Source organism: Fibrella forsythiae (assembly GCF_017353175.1).
Classification (GTDB): domain Bacteria; phylum Bacteroidota; class Bacteroidia; order Cytophagales; family Spirosomataceae; genus Fibrella; species Fibrella forsythiae.
Map to the genome: position 1 here is coordinate 129,200 of NZ_JAFMYW010000012.1, position 22,042 is coordinate 151,241.

12 protein-coding genes are annotated in these 22,042 nt (G+C 55.5%); 10 read left to right on the plus strand and 2 right to left on the minus strand.

Annotated elements, in window-relative coordinates:
* The first annotated feature begins 83 nt into the window (after positions 1 to 83).
* The 3 genes from J2I46_RS28770 to J2I46_RS28780 all read left to right on the plus strand — a co-directional run bounded on the left by J2I46_RS28770 (position 84) and on the right by J2I46_RS28780 (position 2,251).
* Positions 84 to 1,355: a replication-associated recombination protein A gene (locus J2I46_RS28770; RefSeq protein ID WP_207332561.1), complete on the plus strand. Its 1,272-nt coding sequence runs from the start codon at positions 84 to 86 to the stop codon at positions 1,353 to 1,355.
* A 228-nt stretch (positions 1,356 to 1,583) separates the two neighbouring features.
* Entirely contained in the window at positions 1,584 to 1,823 is a 240-nt protein-coding gene (locus J2I46_RS28775) for a hypothetical protein (protein ID WP_207332562.1), read from the plus strand.
* Positions 1,824 to 1,834: 11 nt separating this feature from the next.
* Positions 1,835 to 2,251 (plus strand): hypothetical protein, encoded by a 417-nt coding sequence (locus J2I46_RS28780; protein WP_207332563.1) that lies wholly within the window; start codon positions 1,835 to 1,837, stop codon positions 2,249 to 2,251.
* A gap of 131 nt (positions 2,252 to 2,382) precedes the next feature.
* On the opposite strand, the gene J2I46_RS28785 is transcribed toward J2I46_RS28780, so the two are convergent.
* Together J2I46_RS28785 and J2I46_RS28790 are read right to left on the minus strand one after the other, a co-directional pair.
* Complete coding sequence (locus J2I46_RS28785; protein WP_207332564.1) at positions 2,383 to 3,144, minus strand: LytR/AlgR family response regulator transcription factor; 762 nt, start codon at positions 3,142 to 3,144, stop codon at positions 2,383 to 2,385.
* On the minus strand, positions 3,141 to 4,205 hold the full coding sequence (locus J2I46_RS28790; protein ID WP_207332565.1) for a sensor histidine kinase: 1,065 nt from the start codon (positions 4,203 to 4,205) through the stop codon (positions 3,141 to 3,143). Before J2I46_RS28790 ends, J2I46_RS28785 begins: the two co-directional genes overlap by 4 nt.
* Positions 4,206 to 4,458: 253 nt before the next feature.
* On the opposite strand from J2I46_RS28790, the gene J2I46_RS28795 reads away from it, so the two are divergent.
* The 7 genes from J2I46_RS28795 (at position 4,459) to sufD (ending at position 21,992) form a co-directional block, all read left to right on the plus strand.
* Positions 4,459 to 7,068, plus strand: coding sequence for a TonB-dependent receptor (locus J2I46_RS28795; protein ID WP_207332566.1), 2,610 nt, complete (start codon positions 4,459 to 4,461; stop codon positions 7,066 to 7,068).
* Positions 7,069 to 7,232: 164 nt separating this feature from the next.
* A complete protein-coding gene (locus tag J2I46_RS28800; RefSeq protein WP_207332567.1) occupies positions 7,233 to 8,207 on the plus strand; it encodes a sugar phosphate isomerase/epimerase family protein in 975 nt (324 codons plus the stop codon).
* Between the two features lie 307 nt (positions 8,208 to 8,514).
* Entirely contained in the window at positions 8,515 to 9,735 is a 1,221-nt protein-coding gene (locus J2I46_RS28805) for an ATP-grasp domain-containing protein (RefSeq protein WP_207332568.1), read from the plus strand.
* Between the two features lie 238 nt (positions 9,736 to 9,973).
* Entirely contained in the window at positions 9,974 to 15,712 is a 5,739-nt protein-coding gene (locus tag J2I46_RS28810; RefSeq protein ID WP_207332569.1) for an SdrD B-like domain-containing protein, read from the plus strand.
* Positions 15,713 to 15,744: 32 nt separating this feature from the next.
* On the plus strand, positions 15,745 to 19,617 hold the full coding sequence (locus J2I46_RS28815; RefSeq protein WP_207332570.1) for an Ig-like domain-containing protein: 3,873 nt from the start codon (positions 15,745 to 15,747) through the stop codon (positions 19,615 to 19,617).
* A gap of 185 nt (positions 19,618 to 19,802) precedes the next feature.
* Positions 19,803 to 20,558, plus strand: coding sequence for a Fe-S cluster assembly ATPase SufC (gene sufC / locus J2I46_RS28820; protein WP_207332571.1), 756 nt, complete (start codon positions 19,803 to 19,805; stop codon positions 20,556 to 20,558).
* A 111-nt stretch (positions 20,559 to 20,669) separates the two neighbouring features.
* Positions 20,670 to 21,992, plus strand: a complete 1,323-nt coding sequence (gene sufD, locus J2I46_RS28825) for a Fe-S cluster assembly protein SufD (protein WP_207332572.1) — start codon at positions 20,670 to 20,672, stop codon at positions 21,990 to 21,992.
* Positions 21,993 to 22,042: the final 50 nt, after the last annotated feature.

Consider the following 22,042-nt stretch of genomic DNA (forward strand, 5'->3'; position numbering starts at 1 on the left):
CTACCTGTCCAGTTTTTGGGGACCACTATACCGGTACCCTGCTTTCCCAGAAATGACCTTCACGGTTTTTGTAGCTTTGTGGAATGAACATGTCCTCAACGCCCCTCCCCGAACGCATCCGTCCACGTACCCTTGATGACGTCATTGGTCAATCGAAATTGATTGGTCCCAGCGGTTCATTGCGCCGAGCCGTGGCTTCGGGCCGACTGCCTTCCATGATCTTATGGGGACCGCCGGGGGTGGGGAAAACAACGCTGGCACTACTGCTGGCAGAAGCAGTAAAAAGACCGTTTGTGGCCCTGAGCGCCATCAATTCAGGGGTTAAAGAAGTACGCGACGTGCTGGCCCGCCCCGCCGGGATGTTTCCGCCGGTGGTATTCATCGACGAGATTCACCGCTTCAACAAAAGCCAGCAGGATGCATTGCTGGGAGCCGTAGAAAAAGGACAGATCACCCTGATTGGCGCTACCACCGAAAATCCGTCGTTTGAGGTAAACGGCGCATTACTCTCGCGCTGTCAGGTATATGTCCTGGAAGCACTCGACCGCGACGACCTGGTCCAGCTCATCGACCGGGCGCTGACGACTGATGTTATTTTGAAGCAACGCCAGGTACGTGTCGCCGAATACGATGCGCTGCTTCGACTGTCGGGGGGTGATGGCCGGAAATTGCTGAACCTGCTCGAACTGGTTGTGACCAACCATGTATCGGCCGATGAGCTGGTGGTGACCGACGATTACGTGACGAGCGTAGCGCAACAGAACATTGCCCGCTACGATAAATCGGGGGAGCAGCATTACGACATCATTTCGGCGTTTATCAAATCACTGCGCGGCTCTGACCCGAACGGGGCGTTGTACTGGATGGCCCGGATGCTGGTGGCGGGTGAAGACCCCGTGTTTATTGCCCGCCGGATGCTGATCATGGCCTCGGAAGATATTGGCAACGCCAACCCCACCGCCTTGATTATGGCCACCGAAGCTATGCAGGCTATCCGCGTAATCGGCATGCCCGAAGGCCGGATCATTCTGTCGCAGGTAGCGGTATATCTGGCTACGTCGCCGAAAAGCAATGCCAGCTACGTGGCTATTGACGCGGCAATGGCACTGGCCGAAAAGACAGCCCATCTACCCGTACCGCTACACCTGCGGAATGCGCCCACCAAGCTGATGAAGCAATTAGGCTACGGGAAGTCGTATGAGTATTCGCATAATTACAACGGCAACTTCAGTCAGCAGAATTACCTGCCCGATGAGTTGGAAGGCCATAAATTGTATGAGCCGGGTCAGAACCCGCGGGAGCAGGATATTCTGCGTAGCCTGAAAGCCTGGTGGGGCGAGTGGTACGGGTATTGACCAACGACGAGTTGATGGGCTTCGTCGCAGGAAACCGACTGTTGCTCTACACAAGGGCGATTTCGGGCAACGCCTGGATACATTCGGCGGTAAAAGAAAGGGAAACGCAACGGGGAAACGGGGTCGTTAAAAGACCTTAAGAATTCCCACAAACCCTTTAGTAGATGCCCTATCTGTACGTTTTCCCCGTAAACCGAGAAACAGCGGTCAACCTGACTCCCTCAATTTATGCTACGTACATGCCCATCTGCCCAAAACGCCCAGCCAGTCCTGGCCAGCCAGCAACCCCTCAGCGCCCTGCTATCTAGCTCGGAAGACGAATTTTATGGCAGTCTCCAGCGAATCTGGAACAACGTCGTGCAGCTCGAAGACATGGGAATTATCCATGACAACAACGACAAGTTTGCCTATGCCTACCGGTTTGCCGAGGCGGAACTGCGTCGGTTGTATTCAGAAAAAAGCGCGTAGCCATTGCCTGCATGAAAACCTACCGGAATGAACACGCCGTCATACTGGTCGACGGCGGGGTACACTTGATCCAGCAGGTTTGGACAGGTGTACCATCCAGCGAGAATTTCAGAGACGGTTCGATAGCCTCGTTGACGTTGGCCAAACGGCACCACATTAAACGCTGGCTCGTCGATCTGCGAACGCTACGACTGTTCAATCCGATTGATCTACAGTGGTTTGTAAAAAGCTGGCTTCCCGAAGCGGTGCACGACCTGCCCCAAAACGGGCGGGTCGCTATTTTGCTCAATGAGTACAACCAGTTTGGCAAACTAGGTGCCGATCTGTTATTACGAGCCTCTACGAACCAGAACCCGGCCCTGTCGAGTCGGTATTTTCTGAGTGATCAGGAGGCGCGTGACTGGCTGTTGCGTGCACCGGAAGCCTAAGTGGTTTACTCCTATCGGAAAGACACTGGTAATCTCTCCCGTTGTCGTTTGCCTTTGGCGAGCGATAATAGGGAATTGTAGTGACGATGAAGGCTAATGACCGATACGCCGGGGCACAGCGTAATGATCATTCACAGCCACCGGCTGATAAACTGGCTGAACGACTCTTTGTATTGATCGCTAACGGGAATTGTCGTGGTGCCGATTTGCACGGAATTGCGTGTAACGGCATCAATTCGGTCGAGGGCAACGATGAACGAGCGGTGCACCCGCATGAACTGGCGGGCGGGCAGTTTCTCTTCGAGTGTTTTTAGGCTCGTTAGCGATAATAATGGCTTGGCCGGATCGCTGTTACGGTACACTTTCACGTAGTCTTTTAGCCCTTCGATATACAGAATATCACTGTATGCCACCCGCACCAGTTGGTATTCTACCTTCAAAAACAAGTAATCGTCCGTAACCTCAACGGGCAACAGGGGCTGTTCAAGACCAAGCGGCGCTTCTGGTCGACGTACCAACTCGAAGTAGTGTAATGCCTTGCCCGATGCCCGTAGGAATTCCTCGTAGTTGAACGGTTTCAGGAGGTAATCCAGCGCATCGACTCGGTAGCCATCAAGGGCAAACTGATTGAAGGCCGTCGTGAAAATAATGCGGCTCGTATGTGCGCCGCGGCCGCTTCGGTCCAGCACACGTGCCAGTTCCAGCCCCGTCAGGTCGGGCATCTGGATATCCAGAAAAATTACGTCGACAGGATTGATCAACAGGCCCTGCAAAGCCTCAACGGCACTGCTGTATCGGCCAACCAACCGGAGAAAAGGCGTTTTTTCGATGAAGGCGCACACCAGCCCCAGGGCCAGCGGTTCATCGTCGACGGCAATGCAGGTCAGGTTCATGACAAGGTCAGGGTTAAACGTACCTGGTATTCGTGGTCGTCAGTATGTTCATTGATCTGCAAAACATATTGCTCCGGGTAGAGCAGATCGAGCCGCCGACGGGTGTTGGTCAGGCCAATGCCACCCGTTTCCAGCGAGGGCAATTTAGCCGTAAACAGTGTATTCCGAACGTCCATCAGTAACTGGTTCTGTTGCTGCTGAATCTCGATATGAATCTGGCTGAGCTCCGTGGCGCTTACGCCATGCTTAAACGCGTTTTCTACGAACGGCAACAGCAGCATCGGTGCAATGGATTGATCGCGCAGGCTTGGCGGGGTAATCAGCCTGACGGTGACCTTATCGGTAAGCCGGAGTTGCATCAACTGAATGTAGTCACTTACAAAGGCGATCTCTTTGCTGAGTTGGGTCGTGGTGGTCTGGGTTTCGTAGAGCACATAGCGCATCATCCGCGAGAGCCGGTGCAGCGCCTCGCGGGCAGTGTCGGCGTTGAGCAGCGTCAGTGCGTAGATATTGTTGAGGGTATTGAAAAAGAAATGCGGGTTGATCTGTGCCTTCAGAAACGAGAGTTCAGAGGTGGTCTTGGCCTGTTCGAGCGCCAGCCTCAGGTTGGCATCGGTCTGCCACTTTTGTACCACGGCGATACTGGTACTCACGCCCAGCACCAAAATAATAGTAACCAGGTTGGGCTGCACCCAGCCATATAGCCGGGGAGTACCTGTACCGTCGGGATGGAAAACGAGGTGCACCAGTCGGGGAAGATCGAACCAGGTTTCGATGCCCCATACGATAAGCATCACGAGGGTGACGACTCCGAGCATGGTCAACAAATAGCGACTGGTTTCTTCGCGAAGGAGCAGCCGTGGAATCAGCACCTGCGCGTTCAGGTAGAAAAGGCCCACCACCAATATGAAGAATATGCCTTGCCGAACCCAGAACAGATCCGGGAAATGCAGGTCCATGTTGTGCAACTGGGCAAAAAACAGCAGGTAGCCCATCAGCCCCCAGCCAAGCAGGTGGCTCAGGATCGGAACGTAGCGACGGGAAAAAAGAAGAGCGGCCATAAGCAGTTGGGGAAATACAAGTTTACGTGAACTATCTGTCTCCACGGCTAGCAATCGGCCGCCACACCAAATTTGCCGATGAGTTATCCCTTTCTGCCGACGAAACGGCTTTTTCCGGATTGACCTTCCGGCAACCTGCAGTTCATCGGGTAAAACAGACCATCTGCCGACGTTCTACCCTACCCCGTCTATTGCGTTTTTGTGCCTGCCCATCCCCTCGTTGCTTTGAGTATACGTCGAACGTAATGCAGCTATGAAAAAGCACTTCTTACTCACCCTATTACTATCAATCAGCATCTGGAGTGGCCTGGCGGTCCAGTCGGCATACGCCCAGTTTGGCGGTCCTCCGGGCGGGGGGCCTCCCGGCTTTGGCGGTCAGGACGGTCGCAAAAAGGCCGAGTTTACCGGTGTTTCTGACGATACGCCGAAAGGTAACGGCAAAATCAGCGGCCAGCTTGTCGATTCTCTGTCGGGTAAACCGGTTGAGTTCGCGACCGTGGCCCTCATGAACATCAAAACAAACAAACCCATCGACGGTACCACATCTGACGACAAGGGCAACTTCTCGATGACCAAACTGGCACCGGGCGAGTACCGGCTGCAGTATTCATTCATCGGCTATAAAAACCTGCTGTCGCAACCGTTCACCATTGCCAAAGGCACTGATCTTAAAGTGGGTGCTGTTCGATTACCCGCCGACATACGGCTGCTGGGCGAAGTGGTCGTAACGGGTCAGGCGGCGCTGATCGAGGAAAAAGTCGACCGGCTGGTGTTCAACGCCGACAAAGACATTGCGACCAAAGGCGGTGATGCATCGGACGTGTTGAAACGGGTGCCGATGCTTTCGGTCGATCTGGACGGGAACGTGAGCCTGCGTGGCAGCAGCAACATCCGCGTGCTGATCAACAACAAACCATCCACCATTGTAGCGTCGAGCATTGCTGATGCGTTAAAGCAGATCCCGGCCGACATGATCAAAACGGTGGAGGTGATCACCAGCCCATCGGCCAAATACGATGCCGAAGGGGCCGCCGGGATCATCAACATTGTAACAAAAAAGAATACGCTGCACGGCCTGACACTGAACGTAGATGCCGGCGCGGGCTTACGGGCGTCGAACCTGGGCCTGAACGGATCATACCGGCAGGGGAAACTGGGCATCACGCTCGGCGGTTTTGGCCGGGCGGGCTACAACCGGGCTTCGTCTTCACTGGACCAAACTACGCTGGTAGGCACGCAGTTGCAGAAAACAAGTCAGCAGGGTACGGCTTTCGACAATCCGATCTTCGGTCAGTATACGATGGGCTTCGATTATGAACTATCTAAAGACCAGGCGCTCTCGGCCAACATCCGCTACGGCACCCGGAACTTCATTCAGCAACAGACCCAGCTAACCAGCGCATCCATCGCCGATTCGATCCTGAGCATGACCAACCGCGATGTGAACCGGAAAGACCTGTCGAACTCAATCGACATGAACCTGGATTATGTCCGCACGTTCAAGCCGCAGCAGGAATGGAGCATCTCTACCCAGTATAGCCGCACGGGACTGGTCAACAACTTTTCGGCCGACCTGCTGAATATGAGCAACATACTAACAGGTCGCCAGCAGAATATCAATAATAACAGGAATCAGGAGATGACGATCCAGACGGATTATCAGACGCCGATCCGGAAAAACCAGTTGCTGGAATTCGGCGGCAAAGCCATCATGCGGACCGTCGACAGCGACTACCGCTACCTGATCAGCCGGGGCGAAGGTACATTAGCCAACGATCCAACGAACCCATCAGGGGCCCTGTCGTACAATCAGAATATCGGAGCGGGCTACATTTCCTATACCTATGTAACGCCCAGCAAGTACACGTTCAAAGTGGGCACGCGCTACGAGTTCACGGGCATTTCGGCAAAAACGGAGAACAGCACACTGGCCATTCCCAATTACAGTAACCTGGTGCCAAGCCTCAACGTATCAAAAAGCCTGAACAGCACCACTACGTTGAAAGCGGCCTACAACCGGCGTATCCAACGGCCGGGGCTGCAACAGCTGAACCCCAACCCCAACGCGGCCAACCCGCAGATGATCTCGGTTGGTAACCCTACGCTGAAACCAGAATTGACCGACAATGTAGAACTGAGCCTAAGCACAACCATCAAGAAGACGTACCTGAACGCCTCGCTCTTTGGCCGCCTCACCGACAATGCCATTACGCAGATCCGGATTCCGTCGGATACACTGGCGGGGGGTATCATCACCACCTTCCAGAATATCGGTGTGCAACGTACCTACGGGGCCAATGTTTTCTTCAACGCCACGCTCACCTCGAAATGGAGCGTCAACGGTGGGCTCGATGGCTACTACGTGTACATGCAGGGCGCAACGCCGGGGGTTGATGGCCGCTCTGTCACGATCAGCAATTCGGGTGTCAGCATCGGCGGTCGGCTGATGAGCCAGTTGCAGCTCAACAAAGGCTGGAGCGCGCAGGTGTTCAGCTTCTGGCGCGGCCCGAATCCGCAACTGCAGGGTACGATGGGCAGCTTCTATATGTATTCGCTGGGCCTGCGGAAAGACATTGCCGAGAAGCGTGGCAGCATTGGCCTGGCGGCAGAAAACTTCCTGGGCAACGGCGTCACGATGCGTACCAACCTGAATTCGCCTCTGCTCTCACAGGTCAGCACCACGCACCTGTACAATGCCAACGTGAAAGTAACTTTCACTTACCGCATCGGTAAAATGACATTTGAAGAACGCCGGAAAAGCAAATCCGTCAATAACGACGACGTGAAAAGCGAAGGCGGTGAAGGTGGTGGCCAGCAAGCCGCCCCAGCCGCAGCCCCGGCCGGTGGTGGCCGCCCACGGTAACCAGCCTTTCAGGTACGTTGCTGAATGAGGTAACGTACCTGATTGCGTTTCAGCTAACGCATTGCTGGCTTCGCGCTCTTCGACAGCAACAGCAACCCACTGCGCGAAGCAACTATAAGCATTATATACCCTTTCAATATCAACCTTTACCCCCCTTTACTTACATGACAACAAGACGTGACTTCCTGCGCACGGCCGGAGCCCTTACCCTGGGCTCATTAGCTCTGCCAACCTTTGCCAATGCGCCGGCCCGGCCGATTGGTATTCAGCTTTTTACCCTCTTCGGACCAATGAACGAAGACCCTAAAGGCACGCTGGCGAAAGTAGCGGGAGCCGGTTACAAAGAGATCGAATCGGCGTTCAGCCTGCGCGGTGGGTATTACGGGTACACGGCGACGGAGTTTAAAAAGATCGTGTCGGATCTGGGCATGCACTGGCGGGCACACCATGCGGGCGGTGCTCCGTTTCGGCCTCGTCCGGCGGCTGGTGGTCCACCTCCGGGCGGCGCAGCCCCAGCGGGTTCACCCCCTGCCGGACCGCCACCTGCAGGTGCCCCCGCCCGGCCGGCCATGGATTTCTCGAAGATGCCGCCCATGCTGAACCTCCGCGACAATTACCAGCAACTGGTGGATCAGGCAGCCGAGGGTGGACTAACGTACCTGGTTTGTGCCAGCACCCCCGTGGCAACTCTTGACGAGATCAACAAGTCGATCGAGGTGTTCCAGAAAACGGGTGAAGCGTGTAAAAAGGCCGGTATCGGATTTGCCTACCACAACCACTCCACTGAATTCGACGCCGTTGACGGTGGCAAAACACCCTATGAACTGATCCTGTCGCAGACAGACAAAGAGCTGGTGAAGATGGAACTGGACCTTGCCTGGGCCACGAAAGCTGGTAAAGATCCCGTGGCGCTGTTCAACGAACAACCCGGTCGGTTCCCGCTTTGGCACGTGAAAGACATCAAGGCCGACAAGAATTCGATTACCGAAGTGGGTAACGGCATCGTGGATTTCAAACGGATCTTTGCCGCCGCTAAAGTGGCTGGTATGCAGTATTTTTTCGTGGAACAGGACATGGCACCCGGTGGCATTGAGAGCATTACCACGAGCCTCACAAACCTCCGGAGAATCCTGGCCTGATCCCTAAACCCTGCGTGTAGCCGGCAAGAACAAGCAGGCAAAAGCCATTTAACCCGTGGTACAACGCTCAACGATCAAGTTTTGGAGCGCAATAAACGGCAGCGGTTGGCAAACGCGCTGGACTTAGCTTCGTGAGCCAGGCCCCGCGCGTTCGCCAACCCGCCTGCGTCATACAATAGGATTACGGCCCATTTTAAGTGTATCAGCGAAATTTGATTGAGAAAACGAACCGTCGTGTATGAGTTTCGGGTAATTTCCAACTCCATAGTCTCTGTACGTCCTTCTTCAACCTATTCGACACCGGATAATGCCCGCCCATACTCCCCTCTCCTTTCTGTGCATCGCTACATTTTTCAAAGGCGAAGCCTTTATGCGGGCCAGTAAAGCCCTTGGCCATACGGTCTATCTGCTCACCGAAGAGCGCCACCGCGACAAAGCCTGGCCACATGAGGCCATCGACGAAATTTTTTACCTTCCATCCGAAAGTAACGATAGCCAGAATCTCGACACCATGATTATAGGTCTGGCGCATACCATGCGCTCACGACACATAGACCGGGTGATTTCGCTGGATGATTTCGATGTGGAGAAAGGCGCGCTGGTTCGCGAAACGTTCCGGCTGCCGGGTATGGGGCAAACTACCGCCCGGTTCTTCCGCGATAAACTGGCCATGCGGATGCGGGCCCAGGCCGAAGGTATTCGTGTGCCCCGGTTCAGTTCGCTCTTCAATGACGAGCAGTTGACAACGTACCTGCGCGAAAGCGAAGGCCCCTGGCTCATCAAGCCACGTTCGGAAGCATCGACCACCGGTATTCGGAAGGTGCATTCGCTTGATGAAGCCTGGCAGGTGGTGCATAGTCTGGGTGATAATCGCCACCAGTTCCTGATCGAAGAGTTCAAGCCCGGCACCGTTTTCCACGTCGACTCGCTTTCGTATAACTCCAGGGCGGTGTTTACCCGGGCCAGCGAATACCTGGCCACGCCGATGGAAGTAGCGCATGGGGGTGGCGTGTTCCGCACGCAGACCCTGCCGCTCGACAGCGCGCTGGTGGCCGATCTGATGGCCATCAATGATGCTGTAATGGCAGCGTTTGGTATGCGCCATAGCGCGTCGCATTCTGAGTACATCCGGGGAAACCACGACGGCGAACTGTACTTTCTGGAAACAGCCTCGCGGGTTGGCGGGGCCCACATCGCCGAAATGGTTGAGGCTGCATCGGGCGTGAACCTTTGGGCCGAGTGGGCCAGGCTCGAAACAGCCGCCGCGCTCAACGAAACCTACACTCCCCCCGTTGATACCGGCCGCCATGCAGGTCTGATTGCGTCGCTCGCCAATGAGGCACAACCCGACACCTCTGCCTTTACAGACCCCGAAATTGTGTGGCGTATGAACCGTGAACACCACATCGGATTCATCGTTCAGGCCGAGGCCCCGGAGCGGATACGTACCCTGCTCGACGACTACATTGTTCGCATTAAAGGAAGTGTTCACGCTTCCATGCCTGTGGCTGACAAACCAACTAATTAATTCAGCCAATACATACACAAAATAGTAACTATTTGCTTGCAAACGAACACATTTTGATTTTTTACATAAAACACATTACTATTTTTATTTCATAGATTAATAGTCTGCTTTTTGCAGGTATAAGCGTAGCACTCCGACACAGGCGGGGGCTACGCTTTTTTTATTGGCTTTACCAATGAGCAGCGGCACAAGCATATGTTGATTACGCGCCCTGATATCCAACCATTTACATCAACATATGAATATAATTTTACAAAAATACGCAAAAATACTACGCTATCATTTACCGGTACTACTACTCTGTTTACTTGCAGGAGCGGCTTCCGCTCAGATTTCTGGCACGGTTTTTAGAGACTTCAACGCCTCGGGAACCCGCGAAACGCCCGGTGAAATTGGGGTGAGCGGCGTTACGATTACCATCACTGGCGCAAACGGGGTTATCAATACGGCAACTTCCAGCACGGTCACGGCCAGCCTGGGTACCTATAGCATCACGCCAACCGGAACGGCCCCGTATCGGGTCCAGTTCTCGAACCTGCCACCTGGCTATTTCAGCGGCCCTGTCAGCAGCGGCAGCGGTTCGGCCATCCAGTTTGTGGCCACGGCTACAGCTACCAACATCAACCTCGGCATTAATTATCCGGCCGATTATAGTCAGGCGAACCCCTACTACCTGGTGCCCTGCTACGTAAATGGCGACCCCTCCAGCACAACGGGCAACTCGGGTTCGCAGGGTGTGCTGGTGGCTCTTCCGTATAGCAGCACGGGCAATGCACCCGCCGAGTTTGCCATCTCGCTGAACAATCAGATTGGTACCGTTTTCGGCATTGCCTACCAGCGTGTGGTCAAACATGCGTATACGGCCGCGTTTGTTAAACGCCATTCCGGGCTGGGGCCGGGCGGGGCGGGTGCCATCTACCTGACCAGACCGACCAATGCAGCCTTCACCTCGTTTACGTCGACGGTGTTTACCACCCTGCCCATGGCCGTTACGGTAGCCACAAATAGCGCGCGATCGCTTCCGGGCAGCACAACGGCACTGAATCAGGATCCATCGGTTTTTGGTCAGGTGGGGAAAACCGGCCTGGGTGATCTTGAAATCTCGGAAGACGGCTCGCAGCTCTACGCCGTAAACCTGTCGGATCAGAAACTCTACCGGATTCCGATCAACAACCCCACATCGGCCAACCCAACGGCCAATACCGCCGGCATTACCAGCTTCAGCATCACGGGGTCATCATCAGTTTGCCGAACGGGCAGTACGTTTCGGCCTTTTGCCCTGAAAGGCTACCGCGACAAGATGTATATCGGGGGCGTTTGTACCAATGAAAGCGTTCCTACGTCAACGACGATCAACTTCGGGTCGGGATCGATAGGGGGCAATTTATACACCCGCGATACGACCGGCATGAAGGCCGTAGTCTACGAATTTGACCCGGCTACCAATGCCTTCACGTCAGTACTGGCATTTCCGCTGACCTATAAAAAAGGAGCAACCAACAACGACAAAACAGGCGTTGACCGGGCTACCTACTGGCTCCCCTGGACCGACGTGGTGCCCGGTAGTACAACTGTTCCATCGCGCTTTGCCCGGGCCGATCTGCCCAATGCAACGTACCCACAGCCCTGGCTAACAGGTATTGAGTTCGACGTTGACGGAGCCATGATCCTGAGCATTCGCGATCGGACCGGCGATCAGTTCGGCAACAATAACTACGGCCCCGCCAACACCACGCTGTACCGGGTTATTGCGCCCGGCGACATTCTGCGGGCGGGTAAGTGCAGCCCAACCGCTACACAGTGGACGATGGAATCGAACGCGACGGTGTGCGGTGTAACGTCGCTGAGTGGGGCGGGTAACGGTCAGGGGTTTGGTAACGGTGAATATTATTACAGCGACGCCATTTCTCAGCCTAACACAACTTCTCCTTTTCATACGGAAATGAGTGAAGGGGCGCTGGCCCTGCTGATGGGCAGCGGCGATGTCTCGTCGATCGTTATTGACCCAACTGACCAGATCGACGCGGGCGGGATTCGGCGCTTCAGGAATTCCGACGGCTCATCCAGCCCGGCCACCAGCGTTCAGGTTTACCAGAGTACCGACGTAGCAACGTACGGAAAAGCCAATGGCCTGGGCGACATTGAGTTATTATTCGACCCGGCACCAATCGAAATTGGGAACCGCGTCTGGAACGACCTCAACAAAGACGGCATTCAGGATCCGGGCGAGACCAATTATGCGGCTGTTTCGGGTTTAACGGTGCAACTACTTCAGGGAGCCACCGTCATTGGCACCACAACCGTTTCGGCCACGGGTACGTACCTGTTCAGCAGTGCAGCCATACCGGCCATTCTGCCCAATACGGCGTACCAGGTCAGGCTGGTGATTCCAACCAGTACGTCGCTGCTTGTCACGTCTACAACAACAGGTGCCAATGCCTCGATCGATTCAGATGCCAGTGCTACGGGCGTTATCTCGCTGACAACCGGTGATTACGGCGAGAATAACCATACCTACGACATTGGTGTGTTCGTCTGTACAACGCCGACCGGCACCACCTCGTTTACCAACGCAACCTGCTTCAATGGTGTTGCCCAGCCAATTGCCCGCATTGCTGTCACGGGCATTACCAACGCCACACAGGCCAATATTTCGCCCGGAAGTACCTACACGCTGGCAGCTGGCTTCAATGACCCGACCAACCAGACGGTGACCGGTGCCGCCGTGTCCTTCTCCGGATTGTCGGGTGGAACAACCTATACCGTTCGGCTCTTCAACGGGGCTACAAACTGCTTTCAGGATTATGTAATTACCATACCGGCGGTTACCTGCTGCGGTATTTCGCTGACCAACGTTGCGGCGGGTGCCTGCAACACAACCACTAACCAGTTCAACACGACGGGTATCGTTCGGTTGAGCAACGTACCTGCCGCAGGTACGTTGTCGGTGAGCAACGGCACCTACACCCAGACGTTTGCCGTCACCACGTCGACAACGGCGGTATCGTTCACGTTCGTGGCCGAGTCGGATGGTATATCACGAACAATCTCGACCTCACTGGCCAGTTGCGGAACGGCTTCGACAACGGTGGCCAGTCCGGCGGCCTGTTTTGTCGCCTGCGCCTCCAGTTGCAGCACCATTGCCGTCGCCCGGTATACATCGACGGCCAACGCCAACGCACAGTTCAGGTACGTTGGTCTGGGAACCGAGGTACGCTATGGAAATGGCGTCAATACAGGTACGTATGAACTCGACTTTTTCCGAACCACACCTACGGCCACTACGCTTGTCAACGGGCAGTATAACTGGAGCAACAACACGCCAAACTCCTTTACACTTGCGTATAATCCGGCGTTGACGGGCGACAACCGGACCGTTTTCACGCTCTCGTCGGGAGCAGCGCAAACGGTTAGTATTCAGATCAATCCGCAGACGCCTCCCGATGGCCTGCCTATTCCGCTTCAGTTCAATGCCATCCAACTAACGGTTCAGGCCAATAACCTGCTTTCGTCGACCGGGCAGGTCTCTGGTCTGGCCTTGAATGGGACTCCGCTTAATCAGGGTTTATCGGCAACCAGCACCCTTACATTCACCGATAGCGACAATATTATCCTGCGTTCGGCTCAGCTCAACCAGGCCTTCGTACTGACAGGGACAATCACCTTCAACTGGCTTATTACCCCGCCTTCCGACCTGGCCGTTAATCTGCGACTGGGTGTAGTAAATGACTGTGCGGCGATTCCGGTCACGACCGTCAGTAGTGCAACGATCGCCTGCCAGGCCACATCAACTACTCTGACAGCCACCAGCAGCCAAACCGGGCTGGCCTACGCCTGGTCTGGCCCTAACAGCTTTACGGCCAACACGCAGAGCGTTACCGTAATAGCAACAGGTACGTACACCGTGGTTAGCACGAACCCACAAACGGGTTGTTCAAGCACGACAACGGCCACGGTCACGCAGAACCCTTCGGTTACGGCAACGGTCTCGGCCCTGCCCGCTACCACGATTTGCCAGGGAACGCCTGTCACGCTGACGGCCAATGCCAGCGGCGGAACGGGCTTTACCTACAACTGGTCACCAGCGGGTACAGGTACGTCCCAATCCGTGATTGTGTCGCCAACGATCACGACCACTTATTCCGTGACGGTGACGAATGCAACGAATTGTTCGGCAGTAACGTCGGCAACGATCACGGTGAATCCGGCGGTAACGGCCACGGTAGCCAGTCAGACAATCTGTAACGGCACATCGGCTACACTGACGGCCAACGCCAGTGGCGGAACAGGATATACTTATGCTTGGTCTACCGGGGCCAGCACATCGGCCATCGCGGTGTCGCCCGGCAGTACCACGCCCTATACCGTAACGGTAACCAACAGCAACGGTTGTTCGGGAACGGCCACCGCTACTGTCACGGTGAATCCGGCGGTGACGGCAGTGATCACGGCCAGTCCGGGCAATACCATTTGCCAGGGAACAACGGCCACGCTGACGGCATCGGGCGGAAGTGCCTATCGCTGGTCGACGGGGGCGACAACAGCTACCATTACTGTATCACCGACGAGCACCACTGTCTACAGCGTAACAGTCACCAACGCGACCAATTGCTCGGGTGTCGCGACAGCTACTGTCACGGTGAATCCAGCCGTAACGGCTACGGTGGCCAGTCAGACAATTTGTAACGGCGCCTCGACGACGCTAACGGCTACTGCATCGGGTGGATCAGGCTTTACGTACACCTGGTCACCGGCTGGCACCGGAGCAACGCAGTCGGTTGTGGTTGCTCCATCCGTAACAACAACCTATAGTGTCACCATAACGAATGGGAACGGCTGTTCAGTGATAACTGCGGCTACCGTTACGGTGAATCCGGCGGTAACGGCCACGGTGGCAAATCAGAGCATTTGTAACGGCACGTCTGCTACACTAACAGCTAACGCATCAGGGGGAACAGGGTTTTCGTACACCTGGTCACCAGCGGGTACAGGTACGTCGCAAAGCGTGGTGGTGTCGCCATCCATAACAACCACCTATTCAGTAACCATTACCAATAGCAATGGCTGTTCGGCCGTCGCGTTGGCCACCGTTACGGTGAATGCAGCCGTAACCGCAACAGTCAACAGTGCCACGTTGACCTGTCAGGCCACATCGGCCACGCTAACAGCTACCAGCACCCAGACGGGCCTGACCTATCAATGGCGCGGACCGGCTGGTTTCACTGCCACCACGCAAAGTGTTACGGTCACATCGGCGGGTACGTATACGGTCGTGACCACTAATCTGCAAACGGGTTGTTCGGGCACCGCCGTGGCCACCGTAAGCCAGAATTTGACGGCACCCGTTACCACGGCAACCAGCGCTACGCTGACCTGTCAGTCACCAACAGCCACCATCACGGCCAGCAGCAACCTGCCGGGAACCACTTACCAGTGGCGGGGCCCGATCAGTTTCTCCGCAACAACCGCCACGGTGACGGTCAGCACGCCGGGTACGTATACGATTATCTCGACCAATCCGCAGACGGGCTGTTCGTCTACCATCACCACAACGGTCAGTCAGCTGGCTGGTGTGGAGGTCACCCTGTTCACGCAGAGCAATTGCCTCAACAACGGAACAGACGCAACTACCACCGACGACTATTTCACGGTAACGGTCCAGGCCACGAACAGCACGCCGGGTGTTTCCGGGCGCTACGACGTAGTACTGGGCGCCGATGCGAATGGTCTGGGCGGCACGGTGCTTAACCCCGGCGGAACCCTCTACGGCACCACGGTGACGGTGGGTGGTGTGGGGCAACCCAATGCCAAAGGCTTTCTCGCCAATAACTCCTCAATCTACTCGCTCTCTATACGCGACAGCAACAATACCAGTTCGAACGCTGGCTGTCGTAGTACTCGCCTTACTGGTCAGGTGAGCCCGTGCTCTTCGTGCTTACCACCTTTATGCCAACTGGCCCGCATTCTAAAACAATAATTAATCTTCTTATTACCAACCGATTACCGCATATGAAAACCACTACTTATCCGATCCGCTGGCCGTTCTGCCTGCTGATGCTGCTGGGGCTTCTGAGTAGTTACTCAGGTGCTTTTGCTGCCCCTCCCCGCCATCCGGCCCATCTGGCCGGGCCTACCCCACCGGGGAACTACGTCTTCCGCGACGATAACCAGAACAATATTTTCGATGCGGCGGAGCCCGGTATTCCCAACGTACAGGTGAATCTGTATACCAGCGACGGTGTTCTGCGCGAAACAACGCTGACGACCTCAACTGGTCAGTTCTCGTTTACCAGCACCATTCAGCCAAATACCAGCTACGACATTCGAATTACCGGGGCCAATGCTCCCGTTAATCGCAGGCTCGTGCTGGCCAATCAGGGCAGCGATGATTTTGCCGACAGTGACGCCAGCCTGATTGGCAACACAGCGGTCATTGTAGCGCAGAGTAGCCCTACAGGTACGTTGGCCAACAATTTTGGTTTCGGATACGCCGCCGGTGACCCTGATCTGGTGCTCACCAACACCAGTGATAGTTATAGCGTAGCTAAGGGAGCAACGGCCACCTGCAGCATTACGGTGATTAACGCAGGAGCCAGTACGGCTACGGGTGTCGTCATCCGCGATACACTCGATGCAGGTGCTGAATACGTGTCTTCATCGCCTGCCGGCACAACGGCCCTGCTTGGTTCAGGTCAGGTTCAGGTCACCTGGACCGTAGGTACGCTGGCAGCAGGGGCTTCGGTTGTTTATTCTGTAACGACCCGCGCCATTGCGGACGGTGTAATCTCGAATGTGGCGGCCGTTACCGCTGCGTCGGCTGATGGCACACCGCGCAACAATATTGCCCGGACCTGCTTTACGGTACCGGTCAAACTGTGTGCGGGTGATACCTACGTGACCAGCCTTTCGGCAAACCTGACCAATGTAGAGTGGTTCCGGGATGGCACTTCGGTTGGCACCGGCAACAGCCTGACCATTGCCACCGCAGGTACGTATAGCTACACCTCAACCACGGTAGGCAGTAATTGCCAGGCCAGTAGCTGCTGCCCGATCATTATCTATAACGGCGCACTACCAAACCTGAACGTTACGCTGGCGAGCACGTCTATCTGCGCGGGCCAATCAACTCAGTTAACAGCTACCGGTTGCGCAGGAACGCTGGCCTGGAATACGAACGAAACCACAACAAGCATCACCGTTTCGCCGCTGGTGACAACGACCTACTCGGTAACCTGTTCGCCAACAGCCGATAACGCCTGTCCGGCTTCAGCTACAGCCACGGTAACAGTAAACCCGTCGGTAACGGCCACACTGAGCAGCGCTACCATCTGTGACGGCACAACCGCCACGCTGACAGCTACGGGAGGCGCCTCTTATCGGTTCAGCGACGGCACCGTAAACAATACTGGCATACTGGCCATTTCACCTGTGATAACAACGACGTATTCGGTAACAGTAACCAATACGTTTGGCTGTACGGGTGTTGCTACGGGCACAATCACGGTGAACCCGGCCGTAACGGCAACGGTAGCCAACAGCACGATTTGCTACGGTACATCGGCGGTGCTATCAGTAACGGCAGCGGGCGGCACGGGCTTCACCTACGCCTGGTCGCCAGCCGGTACGGGCACCACCCCGACCGTGACGGTTTCACCGCTGGTGACCACGACTTACTCAGTAACGGTAACCAACAGCTTTGGTTGTTCGGCCGTAACGGCGGCCACGGTAACGGTGAATCCAGCCGTAACGGCCACCGTAGCCAGCCAGACGATCTGTAACGAAACCACGGCAACGCTTAGCGTTACAGCCTCGGGCGGCACGGGCTTCACCTACGCCTGGTCGCCGGCCGGTACGGGCACCACCCAGACCGTGACCGTGTCACCATCGATTACGACGAATTACTCGGTAACGGTGACCAACAGCACGGGTTGTTCAGTGGTTGCTACAGCCACGGTAACGGTAAACCCGGCCGTAACGGCAACGCTTGGCAGCACAACGATCTGTAACACGACAACCGCAACACTGGTAGCAACGGGGGGCACCTCGTATACCTTCAGCGACGGTACGGTCAACACGAATGGCTTACTGGTTGTGTCGCCAGCCGTAACAACGGCTTATAGCGTAACGGTTGCCAACAGCAGCGGCTGTACCGGCATTGCTTCAGCCACCGTGACGGTGAACCCGGCCGTAACGGCAACGGTAGCCAACAGCACGATTTGCTACGGTACATCGGCGGTGCTATCAGTAACGGCAGCGGGCGGCACGGGCTTCACCTACGCCTGGTCGCCAGCCGGTACAGGCACCACCCCGACCGTGACGGTTTCACCGCTGGTGACCACGACTTACTCAGTAACGGTAACCAACAGCTTTGGTTGTTCGGCCGTAACGGCGGCCACGGTAACGGTGAATCCAGCCGTAACAGCTACCGTAGCGGATCAGATTATCTGCGACGGCACCTCGGCGGTCTTGTCAGTAACGGCCTCGGGCGGCACGGGCTTCACCTACGCCTGGTCACCAGCCGGTACGGGCACCACCCCGACCGTGACGGTGTCGCCAACGGTAACCACTGTTTACACGGTTACAGTAACGAATAGCAATCTGTGCTCAACAACAGCCACGGCAACGGTGACGGTGAACCCATCGGTAACGGCTACGCTCAGCAGCGCAACGATCTGCGACGGAACCGTTGCGACGTTAACAGCCAGAGGTGGTACAGTGTACGCTTTCAGCGACGGCACGGTCAATGGCACGGGTATCTTCACGGCATCGCCGTCAACGACTACGCCTTACAGCGTAACGGTGACCAACGTATTCGGCTGCTCTGCAATAGCGACGGGTATCGTGACGGTGAATCCAGCAGTGACCGCCACCGTAGCCAGCCAGACAATCTGCTTCGGCACTTCAACCACGCTAACGGCCACCGCAGCGGGCGGCACCGGCTTTACCTACGCCTGGTCGCCAGTTGGCACGGGCGCTACCCAGTCGGTAATTGTATCGCCAGTCATCACTACGCTCTATTCGGTAACGGTAACCAACAGCAACGGTTGTTCGGCCGTCACTACAGCTACGGTAACGGTGAACCCAGCTACGTCAGCAACCATCGGCGTTGTACCAAGCCAGACAATCTGCCAGGGCACAACCGTTCAGCTGACGGCCTCCGGAACCGGCGGTTCTACCTACAGCTATCTGTGGTCGACGGGTGCTGTTACGCAGGCGATCTCCGTTACGCCAGCTGTCACTACGGTTTACTCGGTAACGGTGAGCAATACGGAGACAAGCTGCGCAGGTATCGCCTCAACAACGATCACGGTGAACCCAACGCCAGTGCTGACGGTCAACAGCCCAACGATCTGCCAGGAGTCAACGGCGATCCTGAGCCTGACCGGTTGCGCGGGCAACGTTACCTGGTCAACAGGTACTACGGGAGCCACGCTGGAAGTGACACCGCTGCAAACGACGACCTACTCAGCTACCTGTGTGCTCACGACGGGCTGCTCAGCTACGATTACCACAACGGTAACCGTTACGCCAGCGCCAACCGTACAGGCACAGAACGTGGTAGCAACGCGGGCAACGTGTAACGGAGCAACGGCAAATAACGACGCCAGCATTGCCCTGACCGGCCTGCAGAACACGGTGCGGGTAAGCATCTCAGCGGCCGACGGCACAACCCTGCCTGACTTCGCCAGTGCGTCGCCGGTAACGGGTGGAGCCTTCACGTTCACGAACCTGCCAAACCCAGCCCAACGGGTAACGTACCTGATCCGCCTCTACGGTGTTGCTGGCGGTTGCACCAGCACAGTAACCGTAACGCTCGACCCAGCGGCCTGCACCTGCCCCGCACCGGGTTGCGTACCGATCATGGTTCGGAAGATCAGGTAATTGGGCCGACTGATTTTCAGTAGCTTGCCAAAAGCCGCCTGCCGCACAGCAGGCGGCTTTTTTGTGGGTGTATATCCCCTGATACCCATCAACTTTTACCCGGAATTGTTTGTTAGCCATACAGACACATTGGGGCTAAAAGCGTACCTTTGCCCCTTCATTTTAGCTGACACATATAAGATAATATGCTATCCATCAGTAACTTACAGGCCTCCATTGGCGATAAGCAGATCCTGAAAGGCATTAACCTGGAAATTAAGCCGGGTGAAGTGCACGCCATCATGGGACCAAACGGTTCGGGTAAAAGTACATTGGCGTCCGTTTTGGCCGGGCGCGAAGATTACGAGGTCACCGGTGGTCACGTTGATTTCGACGGCAAAGATTTGTTAGACATGTCGGCAGAAGTGCGGGCGGCAGAAGGCATATTTCTGGCGTTTCAATACCCCATCGAAATTCCGGGAGTAAGCACTACGAACTTCCTCAAAACAGCCCTCAATGAAATCCGTAAGTACCGCGGCCTGGACCCACTCGATGCCGTTCAGTTTCTCAAGCTGATGAAAGAGCGTATGAAGTTCGTCAACATCGACCAGTCGCTGTTGAGCCGGTCGTTGAACGAAGGGTTCTCAGGTGGCGAAAAAAAGCGGAATGAAATTTTCCAGATGGCCATGCTCGAACCAAAGCTGGCTATCCTCGACGAAACCGATTCCGGCCTTGACATCGACGCCCTCCGCATCGTAGCCGAAGGCGTAAATAAACTCCGCTCTCCGGAACGGTCGGCCATTGTGGTAACCCACTACCAGCGCCTACTCGACTATATCGTGCCCGATTACGTGCATGTGCTCTACAAAGGCCGGATCGTGAAATCTGGCACTAAAGAACTGGCCTACGAACTCGAAGAAAAAGGCTACGACTGGATCAAAGCCGAAGTCGAAAGCGTCTAAAAGAGTTTACTGTTTACTGTCTTCGGTTTACTGTTGCTTCACTGCGTTAAGTTAACGTACCTGAGCAGCGCAACTGAAAACGGTAAACTGCAAACTGTAAACTGTTTTGCAATGACTCCAAACCAAGAATATACGTCTTTCAAAGACCAGCTCATTGCGGCATTCCGCGAGGGTGAGGAACGCATGAACGGCGAAAGTAAATCAGCCTTTCATCAGGTACGTCGGTCGGCTCTGCAATCGTTCGAAACGCTGGGTTTCCCCACCATCAGGCACGAAGAGTGGAAATACTCGAATGTGAAAACGATGATCGGCGAGCAGTATTCGTTCGACGAAGGCACCGCCCTTACCGTCGAAGATATGGCTCCGCTGCAAATTCCGAATTTAGAGGGTAACATTCTCTTTTTCGTGAACGGCCACTACCGCGCTGATCTCTCGCAGATTGTTAGTCCGGCTACACACCTGCAAATCAAGAGCTTTGCTGAGGCCCAGCAAACCGACGCCGAGACAATTGGCCTGCACTTTAGTCGGTACGCCGATTTTCAGGATAGTGCGTTTACGGCGCTGAATACGGCTTTTGCGCAGGATGGTGTGTTTATCCGCATCCCCGACAACAAAGTGGTGGAAGAACCCGTCATTCTGCGATTCATCACCGATGCTCGGCATAAAAACGTAGCCGTTCAGCCGCGTAACCTGATTGTGGTTGGCCGGAATGCCGAAGTGAAAGTGGCCGAATCGTACCGGACACTCGGCGACGGCGCGGGTTTCACCAACGTAGTAACGGAAGTGGTTGTTGCCGCCGACGCCCGCGTTGAGCATTACCGCATTCAGAATGATTCGGAACGTGCCTACCACATCGGACGTACCCAGGTCAGCCAGGCCGATAACAGCCATTATTACAACGCCACGATCACGCTCAACGGCGGTTTCGTGCGGAATGACCTGAACATCGTGTTGAACGGTCAGCACTGCGAATCGTTCATGTACGGCCTGTATATGCCAAACGGCAGGCAGCACGTTGATAACCATACCCTGGTTGATCACGCCATGCCGAACTGCTACAGCAACGAGTTGTACAAAGGCATTCTGGACGATAAAGGCACCGGCGTTTTCAACGGCAAGATCTACGTTCGCCCCGACGCGCAAAAGACCAATGCTTACCAGTCGTGCAAAAACGTGGTGCTGTCGCCCGATGCCAGCATGAATACCAAACCGCAGCTGGAAATTTACGCCGACGACGTAAAATGCTCGCACGGTACCACCACCGGCAAGATGAATGAAGACGCCCTCTTCTATCTGCAATCACGGGGTATTCCGAAAGATGCCGCCCGGACGCTGTTGCTCTACGCCTTCGCTGAAGAAGTGGTCAGCAATATCAAGATACAGCCCATACGCGAGTATCTTGAAGGTATCATTCGCGAGAAACTGGCGCTGTAATCTTAGTCTCTTTCTCACTAAAAAGGGCTGCTACGAATTCGTAGCAGCCC

Coding starts and splice junctions, on each gene's coding strand:
- J2I46_RS28770 (WP_207332561.1), top strand. CDS start 84: ATGAACATGTCCTCAACGCCCCTCCCCGAACGCATCCGTCCACGTACC.
- J2I46_RS28775 (WP_207332562.1), top strand. CDS start 1,584: ATGCTACGTACATGCCCATCTGCCCAAAACGCCCAGCCAGTCCTGGCC.
- J2I46_RS28780 (WP_207332563.1), top strand. CDS start 1,835: ATGAAAACCTACCGGAATGAACACGCCGTCATACTGGTCGACGGCGGG.
- J2I46_RS28785 (WP_207332564.1), bottom strand. CDS start 3,144: ATGAACCTGACCTGCATTGCCGTCGACGATGAACCGCTGGCCCTGGGG.
- J2I46_RS28790 (WP_207332565.1), bottom strand. CDS start 4,205: ATGGCCGCTCTTCTTTTTTCCCGTCGCTACGTTCCGATCCTGAGCCAC.
- J2I46_RS28795 (WP_207332566.1), top strand. CDS start 4,459: ATGAAAAAGCACTTCTTACTCACCCTATTACTATCAATCAGCATCTGG.
- J2I46_RS28800 (WP_207332567.1), top strand. CDS start 7,233: ATGACAACAAGACGTGACTTCCTGCGCACGGCCGGAGCCCTTACCCTG.
- J2I46_RS28805 (WP_207332568.1), top strand. CDS start 8,515: ATGCCCGCCCATACTCCCCTCTCCTTTCTGTGCATCGCTACATTTTTC.
- J2I46_RS28810 (WP_207332569.1), top strand. CDS start 9,974: ATGAATATAATTTTACAAAAATACGCAAAAATACTACGCTATCATTTA.
- J2I46_RS28815 (WP_207332570.1), top strand. CDS start 15,745: ATGAAAACCACTACTTATCCGATCCGCTGGCCGTTCTGCCTGCTGATG.
- sufC (WP_207332571.1), top strand. CDS start 19,803: ATGCTATCCATCAGTAACTTACAGGCCTCCATTGGCGATAAGCAGATC.
- sufD (WP_207332572.1), top strand. CDS start 20,670: ATGACTCCAAACCAAGAATATACGTCTTTCAAAGACCAGCTCATTGCG.